This window comes from Dehalobacter sp. DCM, assembly GCF_024972775.1.
GTDB lineage: Bacteria > Bacillota > Desulfitobacteriia > Desulfitobacteriales > Syntrophobotulaceae > Dehalobacter.
The window spans coordinates 767,820-787,017 of record NZ_CP092282.1 but is presented as its reverse complement, the minus strand read 5'-3'; the positions used below and the strand labels follow the sequence as shown (position 1 = coordinate 787,017).

Here is a 19,198-nt window from a genome sequence, read left to right as displayed (position 1 = left end):
ATCTCTATGGTGCCTAATGGCATAGAAATTGCATTAGATAATAGAGACTGCAGTAATTCATAAAAGTATCCGATTTAATCTAAGGTAAAGGAGGAACTATTAATGACTAAGCCTAATTCCAAAGACATCACCATCAGATTCAAGCATTCCGGATTATGCGGTAATGGCAGCGGGACGAATACCCAGCAGGTCGAAATCTGCGATGGGAAAATAGTACGAACCCGCCCCCTCTATTACTTCGATAAATACACGGAGAAAGATGTAAATAAGTGGCGACTGGAAGTCCGAGGCAAAGTATTTGAACCGAAAGAAAAGACACTAAATGCACCCTATAGTTACGCCTATAAGAAGAGGGTCACATCCCCCAACCGGATTAAATTCCCACTGAAACGGGTGGACTGGCATCCGGAGGGTGAACGAAATCCCCAAAACCGCGGCATCAGCAAATATGTCCGGATTTCCTGGGACGAAGCAACGGAGCTCATTGCCAAAGAATTAAAACGTGTGTATGCAAAATATGGAGCAACCACTGTTCTGGCGCAATGCGACGGCCATGGTGAGAGTAAAGTCGTTCATGCACCCCACGGTTGCCAAACCCATTTGCTCAATCTTCTGGGCGGATTTACCGTTCAGGCCCGTCAGCCGGACAGCTGGGAAGGCTGGTACTGGGGAGCCAAACATATCTGGGGCGGAGACGGCACGACTTTGGGTCAAGGCCGCCAGCAAAACCTCTGGATAGACATCGCCCGACATGCGAAGAATCTGCTCTTCTGGGGCTGCGATCAGGAAACCACACCCTGGGGTTGGGGAGGTCAGACAGCCAGTCGTTTGACCTATTGGTACGCTGACCTGGGTATTAAACAAATCTATATTTCACCGGACTTGAACTATGCTGCCGCTGTCCATGCTGATCGCTGGATTCCGGTTAAACCCAATACCGACTCGGCATTACAATTGGCAATCGCTTATATTTGGATTACTGAAGACACCTTTGAAAAGGATTATGTAACCAGCCATGTCCACGGCTTTGATGAGTTCAAGAAAGTGGTTCTGGGTGAGGATGACGGTATCCCTAAGACACCGGCTTGGGCTGCGGAAATCTGCGGTGTACCTTCACGCAATATTAAAGCACTGGCTCGCCGTTGGGCTAAGGAAACCACATCCATTGTCCATGGGAACGGCGGCTCCTTTATCCGCTCTGCTTTCTCACATGAACCCGGGCGCCTGGAAGTATGCTTACTTGGCATGCAAGGTCTTGGCCAGCCTGGAAAGGGCCAGCTTAAAATGCTGGAGTGGGGCTTCTTCGGCATCGATGTGGCTAACCCCGGTCCCGCTTCTGTCATATCGCCTTCTGCGGGTGCAGCCTATAGCGGTGCCATGCTGGAACCTAACGGGCAGTTCATCCCCAAGACTCTTGTCCCCAAAGCGATTTTAACTAACGAAACATTAAGCTGGTATGGCCGGGTCGTGGCATCCATGCCCCGGGAAGATCAATTTGACCGCTATCAGTTCCCCATCGAGGGCGGTTCGCGGATCCATATGATCTGGAGTGACTCCCCCTGCTGGACAACCTGCTGGAATGGCGGAAACTCATTTATCGAAGCCTTACGGAGCACGGAGATCGAATGCGTTGTGGTCCAGCATCCTTGGATGGAAAATGACTGTTTAATGGCGGATATTATTCTGCCTACCAATACCCGCTATGAAACAGAAGATATTGCGGCGGATACCCAGTGCGGGCAATATGAAATGCTGGTTTATGAAGGACAATGCGTCGAGCCCGTCGGTGAATCCAAGAGCGACTATGAAGCCGTCTGCGAAGTGGCCAAGAAACTTGGCTTGTATGAACAATATACCCAGGGAATGTCCATTGAAGATAAAATTATTCTCGGCTTTATGAACTCCGGGGTGGAAACCATGATCAGCTATGATGATTGGAAAGACAACCAATATTTCGTTGTTCCGATCCGTGAGGGATGGGAAGATCGGGCTCCCGGCTACAGTGAATTTGCCAATGACCCGGTCAACTATCCCTTACCGACACCCACCGGTAAATTGGAATTCTTCAGTGTGGGATTAGCCGAACACTTCCCGGACGATGAAGAACGCAAGCCTGTTCCCCGCTGGATTTCCCACAATGAACGCCATCAGGAACGGACCTATCTGGAACGCGGTAAAAAGTATCCGTTCCTGCTTGTCTCGAACCATCCCCGTTGGCGCATTCACGCCAACATGGACGATATTACCTGGCTGCGTGAAATTCCCACCTGTAAAGTCAAAGGTCCTGACGGTTATCTCTATGAGCCCGTGTGGATTAATCCGGTTGATGCAGAAAAGATGGATATCCATAACGGTGATGTGGTCAAACTCTACAATGAACGGGGCGGTGTCCTCGGCGGCGCCTATATCACCGAACGGATCATGCCCGGCGTTGTTTATCAGGACCACGGTGCGCGACTTGATCCCATCGTGCAGGGAGAACTTGACCGCGGCGGTGCCAATAACCTGATCTGTCCGACAGAAGTCACATCAGGCAATTGCGTAGGCGAAGTCACCAGCGGCTTCCTGGTCGGCGTAGAAAAAGTAGACCTGGATGCGCTGAAAGCACAGTACCCGGATGCGTTCTCCCGCGACTATGATCCGGCTTACGGTCTTGTCTTTGACAGCTGGATCGAAGGAGGTAATAAATAATGAAGGTATTTATATTTGATGTTGCCAAATGCAACGGCTGCTATAACTGTCAGATCGTCTGCAAAGATGAGCACGTCGAAAATGATTGGACACCGATTGCCAAACCCCAGCCGGAAATTGGCCACTTTTGGATGAAAGTCAATGAAAAGACCCTCGGCAGTGTTCCGAAGGTCAGAGTCAGCTACACGCCGACACCCTGTATGCATTGTGATGACGCACCGTGTATCACGGCGGGCAGCGGTGCCGTCTATAAACGCCCCGACGGCATGGTGATCATCGATCCGGAAAAGGCCCAAGGAAATTCGTCTTTGGTAAATTCTTGCCCCTACGGCGCGATTTACTGGAATGAAGAACTTAAGCTGGCTCAGAAATGCACCGGCTGCGCTCACCTCTTGGATGAAGGCCAAATTCCCCGCTGTGTGGAGGCGTGCTGCACGGATGCGTTGCTCTTCGGGGAAGAAGAAGATTTTGCGGATCTGATCAGCCAGGCAGAAGTTCTGCTTCCGGAGTCCGGATCCAAACCCCGTGTCTACTATTTAAACCTGCCAAAGAATTTTGTATCGGGGGAGGTCTGGGACGCACAAATTGATGAGGATCTGGAAGACGTCACAATCACCCTGATTGACAAAGCATCAGGGGAAATACGCGTAACCAAAACGGATGATTTTGGCGATTTTTGGTTTAATAAATTACCGGATGGTGTATATTCTATTAGCATGGAAAAGGGAGGATATCTATCCTACCAGATCGACGAAGTACACGTCAATAAGAGCATCAATATCGGTGATATCCAATTGAAAAAGGCGTGATACACCATTTTCCTAATCCAATGGACCAATTGAATTCCTGGCGTCATTGATTAGAGACTAAGGGGACGTATAACTAAATGATTGTGCGTCCCCTGTCACTTTATCCAATCTGATTCAAGAGCAATCGATCACACGCAACGCTGTTTCTGGAACAGAAAGTCACTTAGAGTTTTTCTGATATACTAAAAAAGACGTTTTGATTAGAAGTCTCTTGCTAAAACTATAGAAAAGAAATCCATTGAATTTCTTGCAGTTAAGTACACTTTTCCTTTGATAGATTATATTGTCTTCTTTCTATTATTAAAATAGACATCGTACTCATCGGTCCAGTGCATAAACCATACAGAGTACTATTTTTGGGAGGAAACTATCATGACTGACACGGTTTACAAGGGTATAAGAGGTGTTCTACTCAAAGCGTCGTTACTATTCAGCAGTGTTGACGGCATGGTGGCCAGTGCATTAATGATTCCGTTATTAGGGAGCATCATGCAAGAGTTTCCTGATGCGTCTCCTGTTCTGCTCAATCAGACAATATCCCTGCCATCGCTTTTGATGATACCGGCGATTCTGATCACCGGTTATTTGTCCCGTTTCATCAGTAAAAAGTATATGCTGATGTTTGGCAGCTTCATCTTTGTTGCATCCGGTTTCGGCAGCATGTACTCTCCCAATCTTGAAGCTCTGGTCATTTTTCGCGCCTTTGAAGGGATCGGAATGGGTATCGTTTACCCCTTAGCCCCATCGATAATCGCCCACCTGTTCAATGGCAAAGAGAGAGCCCAGATGATCGGCTGGTCCAACGCTGTCGGCGGCATCTTCTCCTTCTTTTTAAGTATCGCAGCTGGTTATGTTGCCCTTACCAACTGGCGGCATGCGTTTTATTTTTACCTGATATTCGTTGTTGTCATTGTCATGCAGGCCATTCTGCTCCCGGCTTTTCCACCTGAAAAGAAGGATCGTTCCATTACGCAGGCAGCCGGATTCACAGTGCAGAAGACCCGTCTTGGCTTACCTGTCTATTTAACAGCCGGGGCCATGCTGATCTTCATGACCGTCGCTATGGTCAACCTTTATTATGTCTCTATCTTCGTGGCCACTGAAAAGATGGGAAATACTGCCCAAGTGGGACTGGCGACTTCCTTAATTACCGTGGCTTCCATAACCATGTCGTTTGCTTTTGGGTATCTCTTTAAACACTTGAAACGCTATTTAGCTTTATTAGGTCTGGTGATGTTTGCTTTTGCTTATTTCGTTTACAGCACAGCGCACAGCATGCCGCTGATCTATATCGGATCGATTTTTACCGGTGTCGGCTTGGGTTGTATGTTCCCCTATATGATGACCCGGGTTGCCCAAGTGGCTTCAAAACCGGCCAAAACGATGGCCGTTACCTTGTTAAGCCTGTCAATATATGCCGGTCAATTTTTATCCGGATATTTTACCCCATGGCTCGGTTCGTTAGCCGAATCGACACGGGATGTCTTTACTCTCGCCGGCAAAATTTTTGCCGCTTTTGCTGTCTTTGCACTCATCTATATTTTTGTAACCCAGAAGTATGAAAGCAAAATCATTATCGGCGATAATGGATAAACGCATAAATGATAGAACGCCATTCGATTCCTTGGCAGGAAGGCTGCGGTTAATTATAGAGAAGAAGGCGGTGCCGTAATCCTACTTTATAGACAGTAGTCATACAGCACCGCATTTTTTTATATATTTATTTTTTAGTCTTTTTGTTTTGCTTATTTGTTAAGGGTATACAAGCAAGAGATGAAGCATCTCTTGCTTGTATTCATTCTTCTGGTTTATTTCGGGGCAAATAAAACCATTTTGGGTTTACCGGCCATTTTCTGAGCTAATTCTTCAATGGGGCCGTATTCCATGACCAAGGACTGACAGTGCTTGACACAGGTTGGTTTTTTGCCTTTAGCCACACGGTCAGCACAAAGATCACACTGATCCGTCGGGATCGGTACAAATTCATACTGCCATTTTTCTTCACTGATCTGCCATGGGCCAATTTCCGCTAATTTGATTCCCCATTGGTCGACAGGGAGTTTATGCTCCATTTGACAGGCTACTTCACACGTGTGGCAGCCGGTGCAAAATTGATAGTTGATCAACAAACCGTTTTGCGACATTTTTTTATCTCCTTCCTATGCCTTATAGACCTTGCAGATTAATGATTTGCAGTTTGCACCGAATCCACTGCGGCCGAATGTAGCCGGAACTAACAGGTTTACATTGGCTTCAAATACATCGTACAGCTTTTCAGGATCTCTTTCCGGATACCACCAAGCATGGTCACAATTGACAACCTTCGGTGAAATCCCCAGGGTGAGATGGGCTCTCATTTTAACTTTATTCATGGTATTTTCGATCCAGCACCAGTCACCTTCATTGATCCCCAGTTCTTTCGCGGTTTGCGGGTGAATCTCGACGAGGGGATCCGGATGGATTGCCCTCAGTCTGCTGATTTGACGATGTTCCGAATGGAAGAAGGACCAACGACGCGCGCCGGTTGTAAGCACCAACGGGTACTCTTTCATGATCTCCGGTGTGCTGACAGGGCTTTGATCCGGCTCTTCAAAGAACGGAAGCGGGTCCATGCCCCATTCTTCAAACAGGGTAGAATACAGCTCGATCTTGCCTGTGGGTGTATTGAATCCGGGGATACCATCCGGACGTTGCTTGCCTTCTAAGTATTTTCCGTAGTTATATTCCGGATATACCCAGTTTTCCTTTCTGACTTCTTCAAAGGTCATTCCCATCTCTTTCATGGTGTAGCTGAAGAATTCGGTCAAGGTGTCACCCGGCCATGCTTCCGGATTAAAGCGTTTGCCTAATTCATAAGTGATCTGCATATCCGACTTACATTCGCCGACGGGCTCCATGGCTTTATTGGTTGTTTGGACATAGTAATAGACTTCGCGGATTCCGTCTCTTTCCGGGAAGGTAGCGACAGGAAGTACGATTTCTGCACAAGCCATCGCGGTGGGTGTCATAAACATATCCACGACAACATTAAACTCCGCGTTAAGGAAGCCGGCCAGCATGCGGTCCTTGGCGTCTTGCGCGGTGCAGGCAATGGGATTGGTGGATTGAATCCAATGGGCTTTGATTTCATAGGGTATACCGGTTAACATGGCGTCAACGGTTAAATCCGGCTGGGTCAGTACGACACCGCCGTAATCATACATCGGATATTCTTTACCGCCGATTCTCTTAGCGCAAACCTCAGGCGGCAGCATTTCTTGAGGATCGGGCGGTGCCCATACCTGAATGTTGAATGGGTGGTGAACCGGGATCATACCGCCGGGGATATCCAGGTTTCCGGTAATACACCAGAGAGCGGCTACGGCAAGGGTTCCGTTGATGGCTTCTCTGGTCTGGTCCAGGGCAAGTCCCCATTGAACCGATACGGGCTTCGTGGCCATCATTTTGGCGGCTCGAATAATTTTATCTTGCGGAACCCAGGTAATTTCTGCGGCTCTTTCCACCGGATATTGGGCAACTCTTTCGGCAAATTCGTCGAATCCGTAAACGAAGTTCTCAACAAATTCTTTATCGTAGAGCTTTTCTTTGATAATGTAGTCGTTCATGGCCATGGCCAAAGCAGCATCCGTTCCCGGACGCAACTGGAGCCAGAGATCGGCTTTAGCAGCCAGCCAGGTCAGACGCGGATCGACAACCACCAGCTTGGAACCCCGTTTCATACAGTCAACGATCCAGTGACCCATATTGCCGTCAGCGTTGGAAATAATCGGGTTATTACCCCAGATGAAGATAACTCCGGGTGCTTTCCATTTCGGATTGTCATAACGGTCGATAAAGTATTGGGAACAATCCGGGCAGGTATAGGTACCCATCATGGTCATTGAGGCAGAGATTCTCGGTACATAGCAGGCGGCGCCGCTCTGAAAATAGGCATAGTTGGGGCTTCCAAATGAATAGCAGAGTCTGGTCATGTAAGCGGAAGTTCCGCGACCGGTACCAAGACTGAATACGACGGATTCCGGCCCGAAATTTTGCTTATACTCATTGAATTTTGTTTCAATGATATCATAGGCTTCATCCCAGCTGATGCGCTGCCACTTGTTCTTCCCACGATCAGCCTTATCCCTTTTCATCGGATAAAGCAAGCGATCCGGATGATACTCCACTTCAGGCAAAGCGAGACAACGGATGCAGAGACGACCATTGTAGAATGGGTTTTCCTCGTCTCCTTCTACCTTGACTAAGCGGCCGTTCTTGTCGGTATAAACCAAGGCTCCGCAACCATCATGGCAACCGGGAGCCGCCCATGCTGCTGTCCGGGTGACTGTTAATCCGTCTTCTTCCCAGCGCCATGGTAAATTACCTGCCGTAATTTTCTCTTCGCTCTCCTTAAAATAATCGGGGCGCTGAAACTCTTCGTCATTTTTGTTTTTGATTTCTTCAGCCATAGTTTCTCTCCTTCCTAATATTTTGACACTTCTATTTCCCACGATAATTATCTAATGCATATAACGGGCCAGGTATGTCAGTAAAAAAAAAGGTGATTTTACCGACTTTTTGGGGCACAAGAAATAACGATAAGCGGAGATTACTTATCGTTTTGGCAAGCATTTTCATTATGGAAATTAAGCTTACCTTCTTCGATACCGGAGTACCTGATCCAACACGGTAAAGGTCTGAGGACCGGCTACACCATCTTGTTTAAGCCCATAATCTTTTTGAAAGGAAATCACGGCGGCTCGGGTCTCTGGTCCAAATACGCCATCCGCTAAGCTCGGACCATAGCCTAATTCTCTCAGCGCAGACTGAATGGTGGCTACCTCCGGACCTCGAGAACCCACTTTAAGTAAAACGGGTTCTGTCAATGCTTTATTCAACGCCAGCAGCGTGGCCGGACCCACAATGCCATCCTGTAATAGCCTGAAATTACGTTGAAAGGCCATCACTGTTAATTGGGTGCGGGAACCAAACACGCCGTCAAGCGTTCCGGGATCGTACCCTAAGTCGATGAGTGCTTTTTGCAGCAGTTTCACATCGTCGCCTTTCATGCCAATTTTAAGCGTTCTGTTTAACTGAAGGCTCATCGCATTTTCCTCCTCAATTTCTGATTTGTTATCATCATCTTATGCCAGGGATGAGTTACTTCGTGAAAAGCCCGAGAAGCCCGTTGTGAACCAAGACCGTATTTTCGCAAGGTGCTCTCGTATTATGATCTTTGAATAATTAGACAAATATATTCTTTTCGGGTCCGGTCCGCGCACCACATTCCGCTTTCGGCTCTTGTGCCCTCATTAAGAATGATCTTTGTTAAACTTGAAATACTAAGCTTAGCGGATATTCGTTTAAATCAGGAGGTTTATCGATGCCCAAAGACAGTCAACCGGATAATAAAAGAGCGCGAATAGAAAAGGCAAATGGTCAAATTCCTCTGACTCAAGAAAACCAAAATCAAAATAAGAATGCCAAAAAAAAATCGATTAAGCATAACGACGTGTAAAGGAGGACATTCCTATGCCCAATGGTAACAATAAGCGAAACACAAAAAACAATAGAAAGGAGGATGGAGAGTTTCATTCCAAAAACATCAAACATGATCCTCAAGCGGAGAGTGCCAGAGCTGTGTTTGGATTAAAGAAGCCGGAATAACGTGATTATAATAAATACCCCCAACAACCATGTTTGAGGGATTCTGAATATCCGGGGTATTAACGTTTTCTGAATTAGGAGTCCGCTCTGTATGCGGGCTTCATTCTATATAATGCATATTATTATAAATTTCTACCATGATAATAACGAAATATCTTTAGGAGGAAATCATGAAGAAATTTAACGACTGGTTTTTTGCCGGAATAATTGCAGGATTATTTGGAGGGATTGCACACCTACTGTATAACGCGTTATTACTTGCAGTAGGTATACAATATAAAACGTTTTGGCATGTTATGGCAGGAGTTTTCTACGGGGGAAAATTAACAATGATGCCTAGTGCTCAAATCCACGGGATGATCGATGCAATCGGATTATCCGTCGCCACTGGCGTATTATTAAGTCTTACTCTATTCTTAACTGGAAAAGACTATTTATATGCAAAAAGCATTACAATGAGTGCATCGGGGCCTTATTTTGTCTTTCTAATAATTGTTTCACAGGGGGATAAGAATTCCCTAATTGTCCCTTGGGTTGCATTATTTGGATATATAGTTTTTAATGGAATACTTGAAGGTTATCTTCTGAACAAAATATGTACTTATAAAACTCGAATTGAATGAGTAATTAAGTTTTTTACAGTTATAACTCATAGTTGTAAAAATCCCCCAACCATGCGTGTTTGAGGGATTCTGTATATGCGGGGTATTACGTTTGCTGAATTTGGAATACGCACTATAAGCGGACTTCCGGCGTTTTTGTGTCATATGCGTGTATTATGTATAGAGTCTAGTAAACACTTATATGAGTTTATCCCAGCTATAACCTCTCGCAGATGGTTCAACGCATCTTATCCATAACCTTATACTTATACTTATTAAGTATAATTTCCAGAAATATTATGACTCCCAATGGAAAGAATAGTATCAATTAAATAATACGGGAGGAAAATCTAGATGGCAAAAATAAAGGATCGTATTACTCTTGGAATTATATCTAGCCTTATTGCTGCTATTCCTGGAACTGCACTTGATTTAATAGCAAACAAACTAAGACTGTCCGATTATTACTATAATCATGCCGCAAGTTTATTTGTGGAGAGGTCAAAATCAAATACACTTTCTGGCAAAATTGTATCAGCCTTGGTTAATAATATATCAAATTGTATTATGGGAGTCTCAGCAAGTTATCTATTATCTGCTACTGGACGTGATAAACCGATATTAAAGGGAATAGGGGTTTATGCATTGTCTTGGTTAACTTTTAATGGGCTGATATATAAAGAGGTCTTGGATACAAAGGCGAAAAGAGCTCATACACCTATATATAGTTTTATAATACATACTATTTCAGGCTCTGTATGTGGTTATTGCATCTCAAAGCTTGGAGATGATAGTATCTTTCCAGATATTAAGATAAATTCTAATAAAACAAAGCTACCTTTAATCGGCAATAATTTATGCAATAATACAAACCCAGATAATAATGAATTTCCACTGAGATACTCTTGCTCTTCTTATACCGAGCAATGAGTAAGAATACCACATAAACCTCCTAAACTAATATAATCGATAAGACTGAGAAGTGGTGTAAATTTTGTCCAGGCTTATTGCTTAGTACTTAATCTTGAAGCAACTCCATAATAGAACAGCCATGCTGATGTAGTAACTCCTACACCTTTGATTACCGCTTTATCACGACCTGTAGCGGAAAGCAAATACGATATTATTACTCCTGTTAATCCAAGGTTGATCTGAGTAATAATGTAACCTATGAACTTACCTTCTCTTGTATCAGTCTTAATTTTAGGAAAGAATAAATTGGAGGCCATTTCACCATATTTTGTATCTGTTAGTTTTTTATGATATTCAAAATTATTTAATACTTTATTAACACAAAAAAATCCCCCAACCATATACGGCTGAGGGATTCTGTTTCTAAAGTCCTAGCGTTTGCTGAATTGCGGTGCTTTACGGGCTTTTTTGAGTCCGTATTTACGGCGTTCTTTCATACGTGGGTCACGTGTCAGGAAGCCTGCACGTTTTAATGCCGGACGAAGGCTTTCGTCGGCTTTGATCAATGCTCTGGCAATGCCGTGTCTGACTGCGCCTGCCTGGCCTGTGGTTCCGCCACCGTGCACTCTGACAATAATGTCATATTTTCCGAGGGTATCGGTGATTTCCAGAGGCTGCTGAACAATCATTTCTAAGGTTTTCTTGCCAAAGTATTCGCTTAAGCTGCGTTCATTCACTTTATATTGTCCGTTGCCGGCCAGTAATCTGACCCGTGCAACTGCATTTTTTCTTCTTCCTGTACCTTGATATTGAAGCTGTGCTGCCATGCTTTAACCTCCTTCCAATCTATTTCAAATTCCATGTTTCAGGTTTCTGTGCCTGATGCGGATGTTCCGGGCCTGCGTATACTTTGAATTTCTTATACATCTGGGCACCAAGCTTATTGTGAGGAAGCATTCCTTTAACAGCATGTTCCATGGCCTTTTCCGGTGTTTTGCTCATAAGCACCCGGTAGGTTACTTCTTTCAAGCCACCCGGATATCCGGAATGCCAACGGTATTTTTTCTGATCGAGTTTATTGCCGGTGAGCAGTGTCTTCTCAGCATTGACGATGATGACAAAGTCACCGGTGTCAACGTTCGGTGTGAAGATTGGTTTATGTTTTCCTCTGAGCAAGCGGGCGGCTTCTGCTGCCACTCTTCCCAAAGAGACACCGTCTGCGTCAATGACTAACCATTTACGGTCCACCTCATGGGCTTTCGCAAATTGTGTGGTGGTCATGTTGTTCCCTCCATTTTTAATCGCGTCCATTGCCATTAATTTTTGGTTTTCAGTATATCATCACCTGACGTGAGGGCTCATTCACGTTTTGGTAAAAAGACTACTAAAAAATTTTATCGAAAATAAACGTTGAAGTCAACTTTTTCTTTCATGTTTACAGGCATCAAGGCTCAATTTCCGGGAAAATCGTTATGGGATCAGTCCCGTCATATTCGACAAACGTCAGAGTCAGACCCTTAGCCAGCGCGGTAGCACCGGCTTTGGTACGATCCTGAGATTCCAGGATCATCGGGATAGCATTTGGGTCGATTCGTCCTTTACCTGCATCCATGAGTGTCCCGGCAATGATTCTTACCATATTGTAAAGAAAACCATTGCCTATGCATGTAATCATGATTTGCCCGTCCATACGACTGACTTTGCAGTGGTACAAGGTCCGGACAAAACTTTTGGCCGAAGATCCGGCAGCGGCAAATGCTCTAAAGTTATGAGTCCCTTCGAGAAAAGATGCTGCCATTTGCATGGCCTTGGTATCCAGTGGAATCGGCTCGTGACAGGAATATAACCGTCTAAATACGTTTGGAATTTTCCCGTTGTCAATCCGATAATCATATCGTTTCCATTTAGCGCTTTTTCTAGCGTTAAATTCTGCCGGGACATCCCTGGCTTCCAGTACCCGAATATCACAAGGTAAGATACTGTTCATCGCCTTTGGTATTTTATCCTCAGGTATACGGGCCTCTGAGCTCAAATTAACAACCTGCCCCGCAGCATGGACACCGGTATCAGTCCTGCCAGCTGTGATGACCTTAACTTCTTCGGCAAAAAGCTTCTTCCAGACCTTTTCCAGTTCTCCCTGGACCGTTAATCCATGTTCCTCCGGTTGGCGCTGGAATCCATGGTAGTTTGTACCATCGTAGGCTAATCGCAGAAGGATGTTGCGCATGTTCTTTCTCCAGTAAATCGATTACTTTATGAAAGCAGATTGAGCACCTTGATGCAAAGACAGAGCGAATGATCCAATGTGAAGTTCGAAGCCGAACATCAGGTATGTTCAGAGACTTCCGACGCCAAGCCTCGGACTCGGACCTCGATTATTGCCTCAAACTTCGAACTTCGGTTATTGAACCATCAATTAGTCTACAAGCTCAATTATAACCATTTCGGCAGCATCTCCACGACGATAGCCGGATTTCATGATCCGGGTGTAACCACCCTGCCGATCGGCGTATTTTGGTGCAATCGTATCAAATAGGTCTTTCACGACAGTTTCATCCAGCAAATATTCCATTACCTGACGTCTGGCTGCCAAATCGCCCTTTTTGCCAAGGGTAATCATCTTCTCTGCCAGCGCATTCAGTTCTTTTGCTCTTGCTTCCGTCGTTTCGATCTTCCCGTGTTTCAACAGGGAAGTAACAATATTTCTTAACATAGCCCTTCGGCGGCTCATGTTAACTCCTAGCTTACGGTATGCCAACTGTGATCCCCCCTTTAGGTCAATCTTCAGGAGTACGGAATCCCAGCCCAAGTTCTCTGAGCTTATGTTCGACTTCTTCCAGAGATTTGCGCCCAAGATTGCGTACTTTGATCATATCTTCTTCTGTTCTTTGCGTTAATTCTTCTACACTGTTGATGCCGGCGCGTTTCAGGCAGTTATAAGATCTGACGGAGAGATCGAGTTCTTCAATAGTCATCTCCAGGATCTTGTCTTTGGCCTCTTCTTCTTTTTCCACCATGATTTCAACATTACCCAGATTATCGTTCAGTCCGATAAAGAGCCGCAGATGCTCACTCAAAATCTTGGCTGCAAGGCTTGTGGCCTCTTTCGGAGTAATGCTGCCGTTGGACCATACTTCCAATGTCAGTTTGTCAAAGTCCGTCATCATTCCGACACGGGTGTCTTCAACAGCATAGTTAACTTTATAGATTGGCGTAAAGATAGAATCGACAGGAATAACACCTATTACCTGATCTGCTTTTTTGTTCTTCTCAGCTGAGACGTATCCGCGGGACCGTTCGACGTTCATTTCCATGAAGAGACGCCCGTCTTTATCCAACGTGGCGATCTTCAAGTCAGGATTTAAGATCTCAATATCGGGACCGGTGATAATGTCTCCAGCTGTGACAACCCTTTCCCCTTCGCACTCCAGACGGAGCACACGCGATTCATCGGTAAAACCTTTCAGCGCAAGGGATTTGATATTGAGGATTATCTCTGTTACGTCTTCTAAGACTCCTGGAATGGTTGAGAACTCATGGAGTACTCCCTCAATTTTGACTGAAGTAACTGCCGACCCGGGTAGAGAAGAAAGCAGGATACGACGCAGGGAATTCCCCAAAGTAATGCCATAGCCTCTCTCCAAAGGTTCAATGACGAATTTGGCATAGGTATTATCTTCTGATCTCTCAACACACTCGATATTGGGTTTCTCGATTTCAAGCATCGGAATACACCCCTTCTTTCCCGGAAAAGTTTAACGAGAATATTTCTCGACAATAAGATGTTCTTCAATCGGAATCTGGATATCTTCACGGGACGGCAGATTAATGACTGTTCCGGTCAGACTGTTGGCATCCATGCTCAGCCAAGCAGGAATTGCACGATCCTTGATGGATTCTGCCATTTCCTTGATCCGATTATTGTCTCTGCTGGTTTCTTTGATAGAAATTGCTTCGCCGACACGTACCAGATAGGAGGCGATATCGACCCGTTTCCCATTGATGGTGATATGACCGTGGGTAACCAGCTGACGTGCTTCCGGTCTGGATGCAGCAAAACCAAGTCGGTAAACAACATTATCCAAGCGGCGTTCCAATAAGCGGAGCAGGTTTTCCCCTGTCATCCCTTTTTGACGGGCAGCTTTATCAAAATACCCGCGGAACTGTTTTTCCATGACGCCGTAAATCCGGCGAACTTTTTGTTTTTCACGAAGCTGGATACCGTACTCTGTCGGTTTCTTGCCTCTATTTTGTCCATGCATACCAGGAGCATAAGCCCGGCGGTCAACGGCACACTTATTGGTATAGCAGCGATCCCCTTTCAGGAACAACTTCTGACCTTCGCGCCGGCACAGACGACATACTGAATCTGTATATTTTGCCATTCTTACACCCCCTATACTCTTCTGCGCTTGGGCGGCCGACATCCGTTATGCGGAACCGGTGTTACATCCCGAATAAGATTAACTTCCAGACCAGCGGCTTGCAATGCTCTGATTGCAGCTTCACGACCTGATCCGGGACCTTTTACAAAACACTCGACAATTTTAAGTCCATGTTCCATAGCTGCTTTGGCAGCGGTTTCTGCAGCCATCTGAGCGGCATAAGGTGTGCTTTTACGCGAACCTTTGAAACCCAAAGCACCGGCGCTGGACCAGGAAAGTGCATTTCCCGTTGTGTCGGTTATGGTAACGATCGTATTATTGAAAGTGGATTTGATATGCGCTACGCCGCTTTCAACATTTTTACGTTCTCTTCTTTTGGTACGAACAATTTTACGTGCCATGCTTCAATGCCCCCCTTTACTTTTTCTTCTTCCCGCCAATTGCTCTTGCCGGACCTTTCCTTGTACGGGCATTGGTTTTGGTCCTCTGTCCCCGCACCGGGAGTCCGCGACGATGGCGAAGGCCACGATAGCTGCCAATTTCCATCAATCGCTTAATGTTGAGGGACACTTCGCGACGCAGATCGCCTTCAACCATGTATTCTTTATCAAGTAGTTCCCTGATTTTAGCGACTTCATCGTCTGTAAGATCCTTAACCCGGGTATCCGGATTGATCTGGGTCTTTGCCAGGATTTTTCTGGATTGAGATACTCCGATGCCATAAATGTAGGTCAGAGAAATCTCAACGCGTTTGTCCCGAGGTATATCCACCCCTGCGATACGTGCCATCTAAGTTTAACACCTCCGTAATCGATATTCGATATTCGTGATTCGATGTTCGAATCCTGTTTCTGAGTTACAGTTCTGCAGTTAACAAATAGCTACTGCGTTGTTTTTCGCATCTGCTGATGACATGCTGTGAATATGCTTCACCTTCTGGCTTGGCATCTACTATAATTCGTTGCGATTCGCTGTACGTCGCGCGATATTCTTAATTCGCAGTCTCTGCCGTTCTGACATGCAGATTATCGAACATCGAACATCGAACTTCGAACCTCGACTTAGCCCTGACGTTGTTTATGCTTAGGGTTTTCGCATATAACCATAACTTTGCCGTGCCGTTTAATGATTTTACACTTTTCACAAATCGGTTTCACAGAAGGCCTTACTTTCACTGTGATCCCTCCCTTGTTCCTTACTTAAATCGATATACTATTCTTCCTCTGGTCAAGTCATAGGGAGAAAGCTCCACAGTGACTCTGTCTCCCGGCAGGATTTTGATAAAATGCATCCTGATCTTGCCCGAGACATGCGCCAGTACCTTATGACCATTGTTGAGCTCCACCGTGAACATGGCGTTCGGCAGCGGCTCCAGTACTTTACCTTCGACCTCAATAACATCTTCTTTAGACATTCTTGTATCCCTCCTTTGACATTTTTTTATCGGGTCAGCCTCAAATTCGAGTTAGTATTTCAGGGCCATCTTCAGTAATAGCCACTGTGTGTTCAAAATGCGCCGATGCTCGGCGATCTTTGGTTACTACAGTCCACTGGTTCTCAAGAGTTTCCACGTGATAGCCTCCTAAGTTGACCATTGGTTCTATTGCCAGGACCATCCCTACCTCGAGTCTCGGCCCCCTCCCGGGTTTGCCAAAATTGGGTACTTGAGGTTCTTCATGCATTTTTCTGCCGATTCCGTGACCGACATAGTCCCGTACAACCGACATAGTGTTATCTTCGACATAGGTCTGGACAGCATGCGAAATATCGAAAAGCCGATTTCCCTTATGGGCTTGAGCAATTCCCTTTGCCAGTGAGTTTTTTGTTACCACCAGCAGATTCTGGTGTTCGGTACTTATTTTACCCACTGCCAAGGTGATTGCCGAGTCACCGACGTACCCGTCAATGATTGCCCCACAGTCAATACTGATAATATCTCCACTTTTTAAAGGCCTTAAACCAGGGATCCCGTGTACAACCTCTTCATTAACAGAGGTACACAGTGTTGCGGGAAACCCGTTATAACCCTTGAAAGCGGGGATCGCGCCGCATTTGACGATATATTCTTCTGCTGCCCGGTCCAGATCTTCTGTTGTTACTCCGGGAGCTACAAGTTCTTTCATTAGTTCCAGAGTTTCAGCTACGATCCGTCCTGCTTTACGCATCCGCTGCAGCTGTTCTTTGTTTTTAAGCTCAATCATAATAGACTACTCCAGAGCACGAAGAACATCACTGAAAACCTGTTTGATCTCTTGATCGCCGTTAATCTGCTTGAGTAAACCCAATTTGCTGTAATAGGCAATCAGAGGTTCCGTTTGGTCATTATAGACCTTTAACCGGTTCTGAGCTGTTTCGAGTGTATCGTCACTGCGTTGGTAGAGTTCGCCGCCGCACTTGTCACATACGCCGTGTTCTTTAGACGCATTAAAGACCGTGTGGTAGGTAGCGCCGCACTGTTTGCACACCCGTCTCCCGGTAAGTCTTTCCAGGAGATCAGACTCGCTCAGTTCGATATTGATGACACCGTCAATCGTAATGTGCGTATCACTTAGGATCTTCGCCAAAGCATCCGCCTGTGCAGCCGTACGGGGGAACCCGTCCAGGAGGAAGCCATTCTGACAGTCAGCCTGAGCCAATCTGTCTGCGACAATCCCGATAGTTACTTCATCCGGAACTAAACCACCGGCATCCATATATTCCTTTGCCTTTAGTCCCAGAGGAGTTTGTTGTTTAATCGCAGCTCTGAACATATCGCCTGTAGAAATATGTGGGATCTTGAAATATTCGATCAGCTGCTCCGCCTGAGTTCCTTTGCCTGCGCCAGGAGGACCCATGAGTATAATTTGCATTCTGTTTTGCCTCCTACTTTAAGAATCCCTGGTAGTGTCGCTGCAGCAATTGGTTTTCCATCTGCTTCATAGTATCCAAGGCAACACTGACAACGATTAAGAGCGAGGTTCCGCCCAAATAGATGTTAGTAATATTCGTGAATCCCATGATCAGACTCGGAATAACTGCAATGATCGCCAGGAAAATCCCGCCTGCTAAGGTAATCTTGTTCATGATTTTAAACAAATAATCCGAAGTCGGTCGACCGGGACGAATACCGGGTATGAATCCGCCGTATTTCTTGAGATTATCTGCGACATCGATGGGATTAAACGTGATGCCTGTATAGAAGAACGTAAAGAAGATAATCAGCAGGGCATACACCACCAGGTACGGGATCGATGTCAGTTCGCCGTTCATTGTCATCCATTTATTAGCGAAGGTGGCGAAACCGGAATCACTTGGGAACCACGTTGCGATCGTCGCCGGAAAGGCTACCAGCGATACACCGAAGATAATCGGAATGACGCCGGCCTGATTGACTTTCAACGGGATATGCGAACTCTGTCCGCCATAGACTTTTCTCCCGACCACGCGTTTGGCATATTGGACCGGGATGCGTCTTTGCCCTTCCTGGATGAAAATAACACCAGCGATAATGGCAGCTGCAATAATCGCAAGCCCCAATACCGCAAACCAGTTTAATTCGCCAACCTTTAAAAGGCTAACCATATTTTTAACGACGTCAGGTATCCCAGCGACGATACCGCAGAAGATGATCAACGAAATACCATTGCCGATGCCCTTTTCGGTGATTTGTTCACCCAGCCACATCAAGAACGCCGTTCCTGCAGTCAGTACCAGCGCAACCATAATGTAAATAGGGTAACGCAGGTTTTCTTGAGGAATCGTCAGCGCATTTCTTAAGCCGATGGTGAGACCAAATCCATTGATAAATCCGAGCACGACCGTCGCATAACGTGTCAACTGAGCAATTTTCTTTCGTCCCTGTTCGCCTTCTTTAGACAGTCTCTCCAAATAAGGAACAACCACTGTCAATAGAGTGATAATGATTGAAGCCGTAATATACGGCATGATGCTTAAGGCAAAAACAGAAAAACGTTTGAGGGAACCGCCGGAGAATGTATTGAAGAAGTCAAATAATCCACCGCTGCCCATCATATTTTGGAGTAAATCCCGGTCCATAAACGGAATTGGAATATGGGATCCAATTCGGAATACCAAAAGCATGAGCAGGGTGAAAGCTATTTTTTTTCGAATGCTCGAAACTTTCCAGGCATCTCTCAGGGTCTCAAGTATCAAT

Annotated in this window: 24 protein-coding genes; 7 read left to right on the top strand and 17 right to left on the bottom strand. The window is 45.7% G+C overall.

The window, feature by feature from the left end; genetic code table 11:
- Positions 1–102: 102 nt before the first annotated feature.
- The 3 genes from LPY66_RS03910 (at position 103) to LPY66_RS03900 (ending at position 5,093) form a co-directional block, all read left to right on the top strand.
- Entirely contained in the window at positions 103–2,691 is a 2,589-nt protein-coding gene (locus LPY66_RS03910; protein WP_337986795.1) for a molybdopterin-dependent oxidoreductase, read from the top strand.
- Positions 2,691–3,500: a 4Fe-4S dicluster domain-containing protein gene (locus LPY66_RS03905; RefSeq protein WP_337986794.1), complete on the top strand. Its 810-nt coding sequence runs from the start codon at positions 2,691–2,693 to the stop codon at positions 3,498–3,500. The genes LPY66_RS03910 and LPY66_RS03905 overlap by 1 nt, the downstream gene beginning before the upstream one ends.
- 372 nt (positions 3,501–3,872) lie before the next feature.
- On the top strand, positions 3,873–5,093 hold the full coding sequence (locus LPY66_RS03900; RefSeq protein ID WP_337986793.1) for an MFS transporter: 1,221 nt from the start codon (positions 3,873–3,875) through the stop codon (positions 5,091–5,093).
- 215 nt (positions 5,094–5,308) lie between these two features.
- On the opposite strand, the gene LPY66_RS03895 is transcribed toward LPY66_RS03900, so the two are convergent.
- From LPY66_RS03895 to LPY66_RS03885, 3 genes are all read right to left on the bottom strand, one after another.
- Positions 5,309–5,644, bottom strand: coding sequence for a 4Fe-4S dicluster domain-containing protein (locus LPY66_RS03895; RefSeq protein WP_337986792.1), 336 nt, complete (start codon positions 5,642–5,644; stop codon positions 5,309–5,311).
- 15 nt (positions 5,645–5,659) lie between these two features.
- Entirely contained in the window at positions 5,660–7,948 is a 2,289-nt protein-coding gene (locus tag LPY66_RS03890; protein WP_337986791.1) for a molybdopterin-dependent oxidoreductase, read from the bottom strand.
- Positions 7,949–8,131: 183 nt separating this feature from the next.
- On the bottom strand, positions 8,132–8,584 hold the full coding sequence (locus LPY66_RS03885) for a peptidoglycan-binding domain-containing protein (RefSeq protein WP_337986790.1): 453 nt from the start codon (positions 8,582–8,584) through the stop codon (positions 8,132–8,134).
- A gap of 278 nt (positions 8,585–8,862) precedes the next feature.
- On the opposite strand from LPY66_RS03885, the gene LPY66_RS03880 reads away from it, so the two are divergent.
- The 4 genes from LPY66_RS03880 (at position 8,863) to LPY66_RS03865 (ending at position 10,678) form a co-directional block, all read left to right on the top strand.
- A complete protein-coding gene (locus LPY66_RS03880) occupies positions 8,863–8,997 on the top strand; it encodes a hypothetical protein (protein ID WP_337986789.1) in 135 nt (44 codons plus the stop codon).
- A gap of 14 nt (positions 8,998–9,011) precedes the next feature.
- The gene (locus tag LPY66_RS03875; RefSeq protein WP_337986788.1) at positions 9,012–9,146 is read left to right on the top strand and encodes a CPC_1213 family protein; all 135 of its coding nucleotides are present in this window, start codon (positions 9,012–9,014) and stop codon (positions 9,144–9,146) included.
- 170 nt (positions 9,147–9,316) lie between these two features.
- Positions 9,317–9,769 carry a hypothetical protein gene (locus LPY66_RS03870; RefSeq protein ID WP_337986787.1) on the top strand — a complete coding sequence of 151 codons (453 nt, stop codon included), beginning with the start codon at positions 9,317–9,319 and terminating at the stop codon, positions 9,767–9,769.
- Between the two features lie 333 nt (positions 9,770–10,102).
- Entirely contained in the window at positions 10,103–10,678 is a 576-nt protein-coding gene (locus LPY66_RS03865; protein ID WP_337986786.1) for a hypothetical protein, read from the top strand.
- Between the two features lie 74 nt (positions 10,679–10,752).
- Here LPY66_RS03865 and LPY66_RS03860 read toward each other — a convergent pair whose 3' ends face one another.
- The 14 genes from LPY66_RS03860 to secY all read right to left on the bottom strand — a co-directional run bounded on the left by LPY66_RS03860 (position 10,753) and on the right by secY (position 19,197).
- Positions 10,753–11,061 carry a hypothetical protein gene (locus tag LPY66_RS03860; RefSeq protein WP_337986785.1) on the bottom strand — a complete coding sequence of 103 codons (309 nt, stop codon included), beginning with the start codon at positions 11,059–11,061 and terminating at the stop codon, positions 10,753–10,755.
- 30 nt (positions 11,062–11,091) lie between these two features.
- Positions 11,092–11,487 carry a 30S ribosomal protein S9 gene (rpsI, locus tag LPY66_RS03855; RefSeq protein WP_337986784.1) on the bottom strand — a complete coding sequence of 132 codons (396 nt, stop codon included), beginning with the start codon at positions 11,485–11,487 and terminating at the stop codon, positions 11,092–11,094.
- A 19-nt stretch (positions 11,488–11,506) separates the two neighbouring features.
- The gene (gene rplM, locus LPY66_RS03850) at positions 11,507–11,941 is read right to left on the bottom strand and encodes a 50S ribosomal protein L13 (RefSeq protein WP_337986783.1); all 435 of its coding nucleotides are present in this window, start codon (positions 11,939–11,941) and stop codon (positions 11,507–11,509) included.
- Between the two features lie 163 nt (positions 11,942–12,104).
- Positions 12,105–12,887, bottom strand: a complete 783-nt coding sequence (gene truA, locus LPY66_RS03845) for a tRNA pseudouridine(38-40) synthase TruA (RefSeq protein WP_337986782.1) — start codon at positions 12,885–12,887, stop codon at positions 12,105–12,107.
- Positions 12,888–13,076: 189 nt separating this feature from the next.
- The gene (rplQ, locus tag LPY66_RS03840) at positions 13,077–13,418 is read right to left on the bottom strand and encodes a 50S ribosomal protein L17 (protein WP_337986781.1); all 342 of its coding nucleotides are present in this window, start codon (positions 13,416–13,418) and stop codon (positions 13,077–13,079) included.
- A gap of 19 nt (positions 13,419–13,437) precedes the next feature.
- Positions 13,438–14,385, bottom strand: coding sequence for a DNA-directed RNA polymerase subunit alpha (locus LPY66_RS03835; protein WP_337986780.1), 948 nt, complete (start codon positions 14,383–14,385; stop codon positions 13,438–13,440).
- A gap of 30 nt (positions 14,386–14,415) precedes the next feature.
- Positions 14,416–15,045 (bottom strand): 30S ribosomal protein S4, encoded by a 630-nt coding sequence (gene rpsD / locus LPY66_RS03830; RefSeq protein ID WP_337986779.1) that lies wholly within the window; start codon positions 15,043–15,045, stop codon positions 14,416–14,418.
- Positions 15,046–15,056: 11 nt separating this feature from the next.
- On the bottom strand, positions 15,057–15,446 hold the full coding sequence (gene rpsK / locus LPY66_RS03825; protein ID WP_337986778.1) for a 30S ribosomal protein S11: 390 nt from the start codon (positions 15,444–15,446) through the stop codon (positions 15,057–15,059).
- A 16-nt stretch (positions 15,447–15,462) separates the two neighbouring features.
- A complete protein-coding gene (rpsM, locus tag LPY66_RS03820) occupies positions 15,463–15,834 on the bottom strand; it encodes a 30S ribosomal protein S13 (protein ID WP_337986777.1) in 372 nt (123 codons plus the stop codon).
- 272 nt (positions 15,835–16,106) lie between these two features.
- Positions 16,107–16,220: a 50S ribosomal protein L36 gene (gene rpmJ / locus LPY66_RS03815; protein ID WP_083916719.1), complete on the bottom strand. Its 114-nt coding sequence runs from the start codon at positions 16,218–16,220 to the stop codon at positions 16,107–16,109.
- 20 nt (positions 16,221–16,240) lie between these two features.
- On the bottom strand, positions 16,241–16,459 hold the full coding sequence (infA, locus tag LPY66_RS03810) for a translation initiation factor IF-1 (protein WP_337986776.1): 219 nt from the start codon (positions 16,457–16,459) through the stop codon (positions 16,241–16,243).
- A 40-nt stretch (positions 16,460–16,499) separates the two neighbouring features.
- Positions 16,500–17,246: a type I methionyl aminopeptidase gene (gene map, locus LPY66_RS03805; RefSeq protein ID WP_337986775.1), complete on the bottom strand. Its 747-nt coding sequence runs from the start codon at positions 17,244–17,246 to the stop codon at positions 16,500–16,502.
- Between the two features lie 6 nt (positions 17,247–17,252).
- A complete protein-coding gene (locus LPY66_RS03800; protein WP_337986774.1) occupies positions 17,253–17,894 on the bottom strand; it encodes an adenylate kinase in 642 nt (213 codons plus the stop codon).
- A 13-nt stretch (positions 17,895–17,907) separates the two neighbouring features.
- Complete coding sequence (gene secY / locus LPY66_RS03795) at positions 17,908–19,197, bottom strand: preprotein translocase subunit SecY (RefSeq protein ID WP_337986773.1); 1,290 nt, start codon at positions 19,195–19,197, stop codon at positions 17,908–17,910.
- Between the last annotated feature and the right edge of the window lies 1 nt (position 19,198).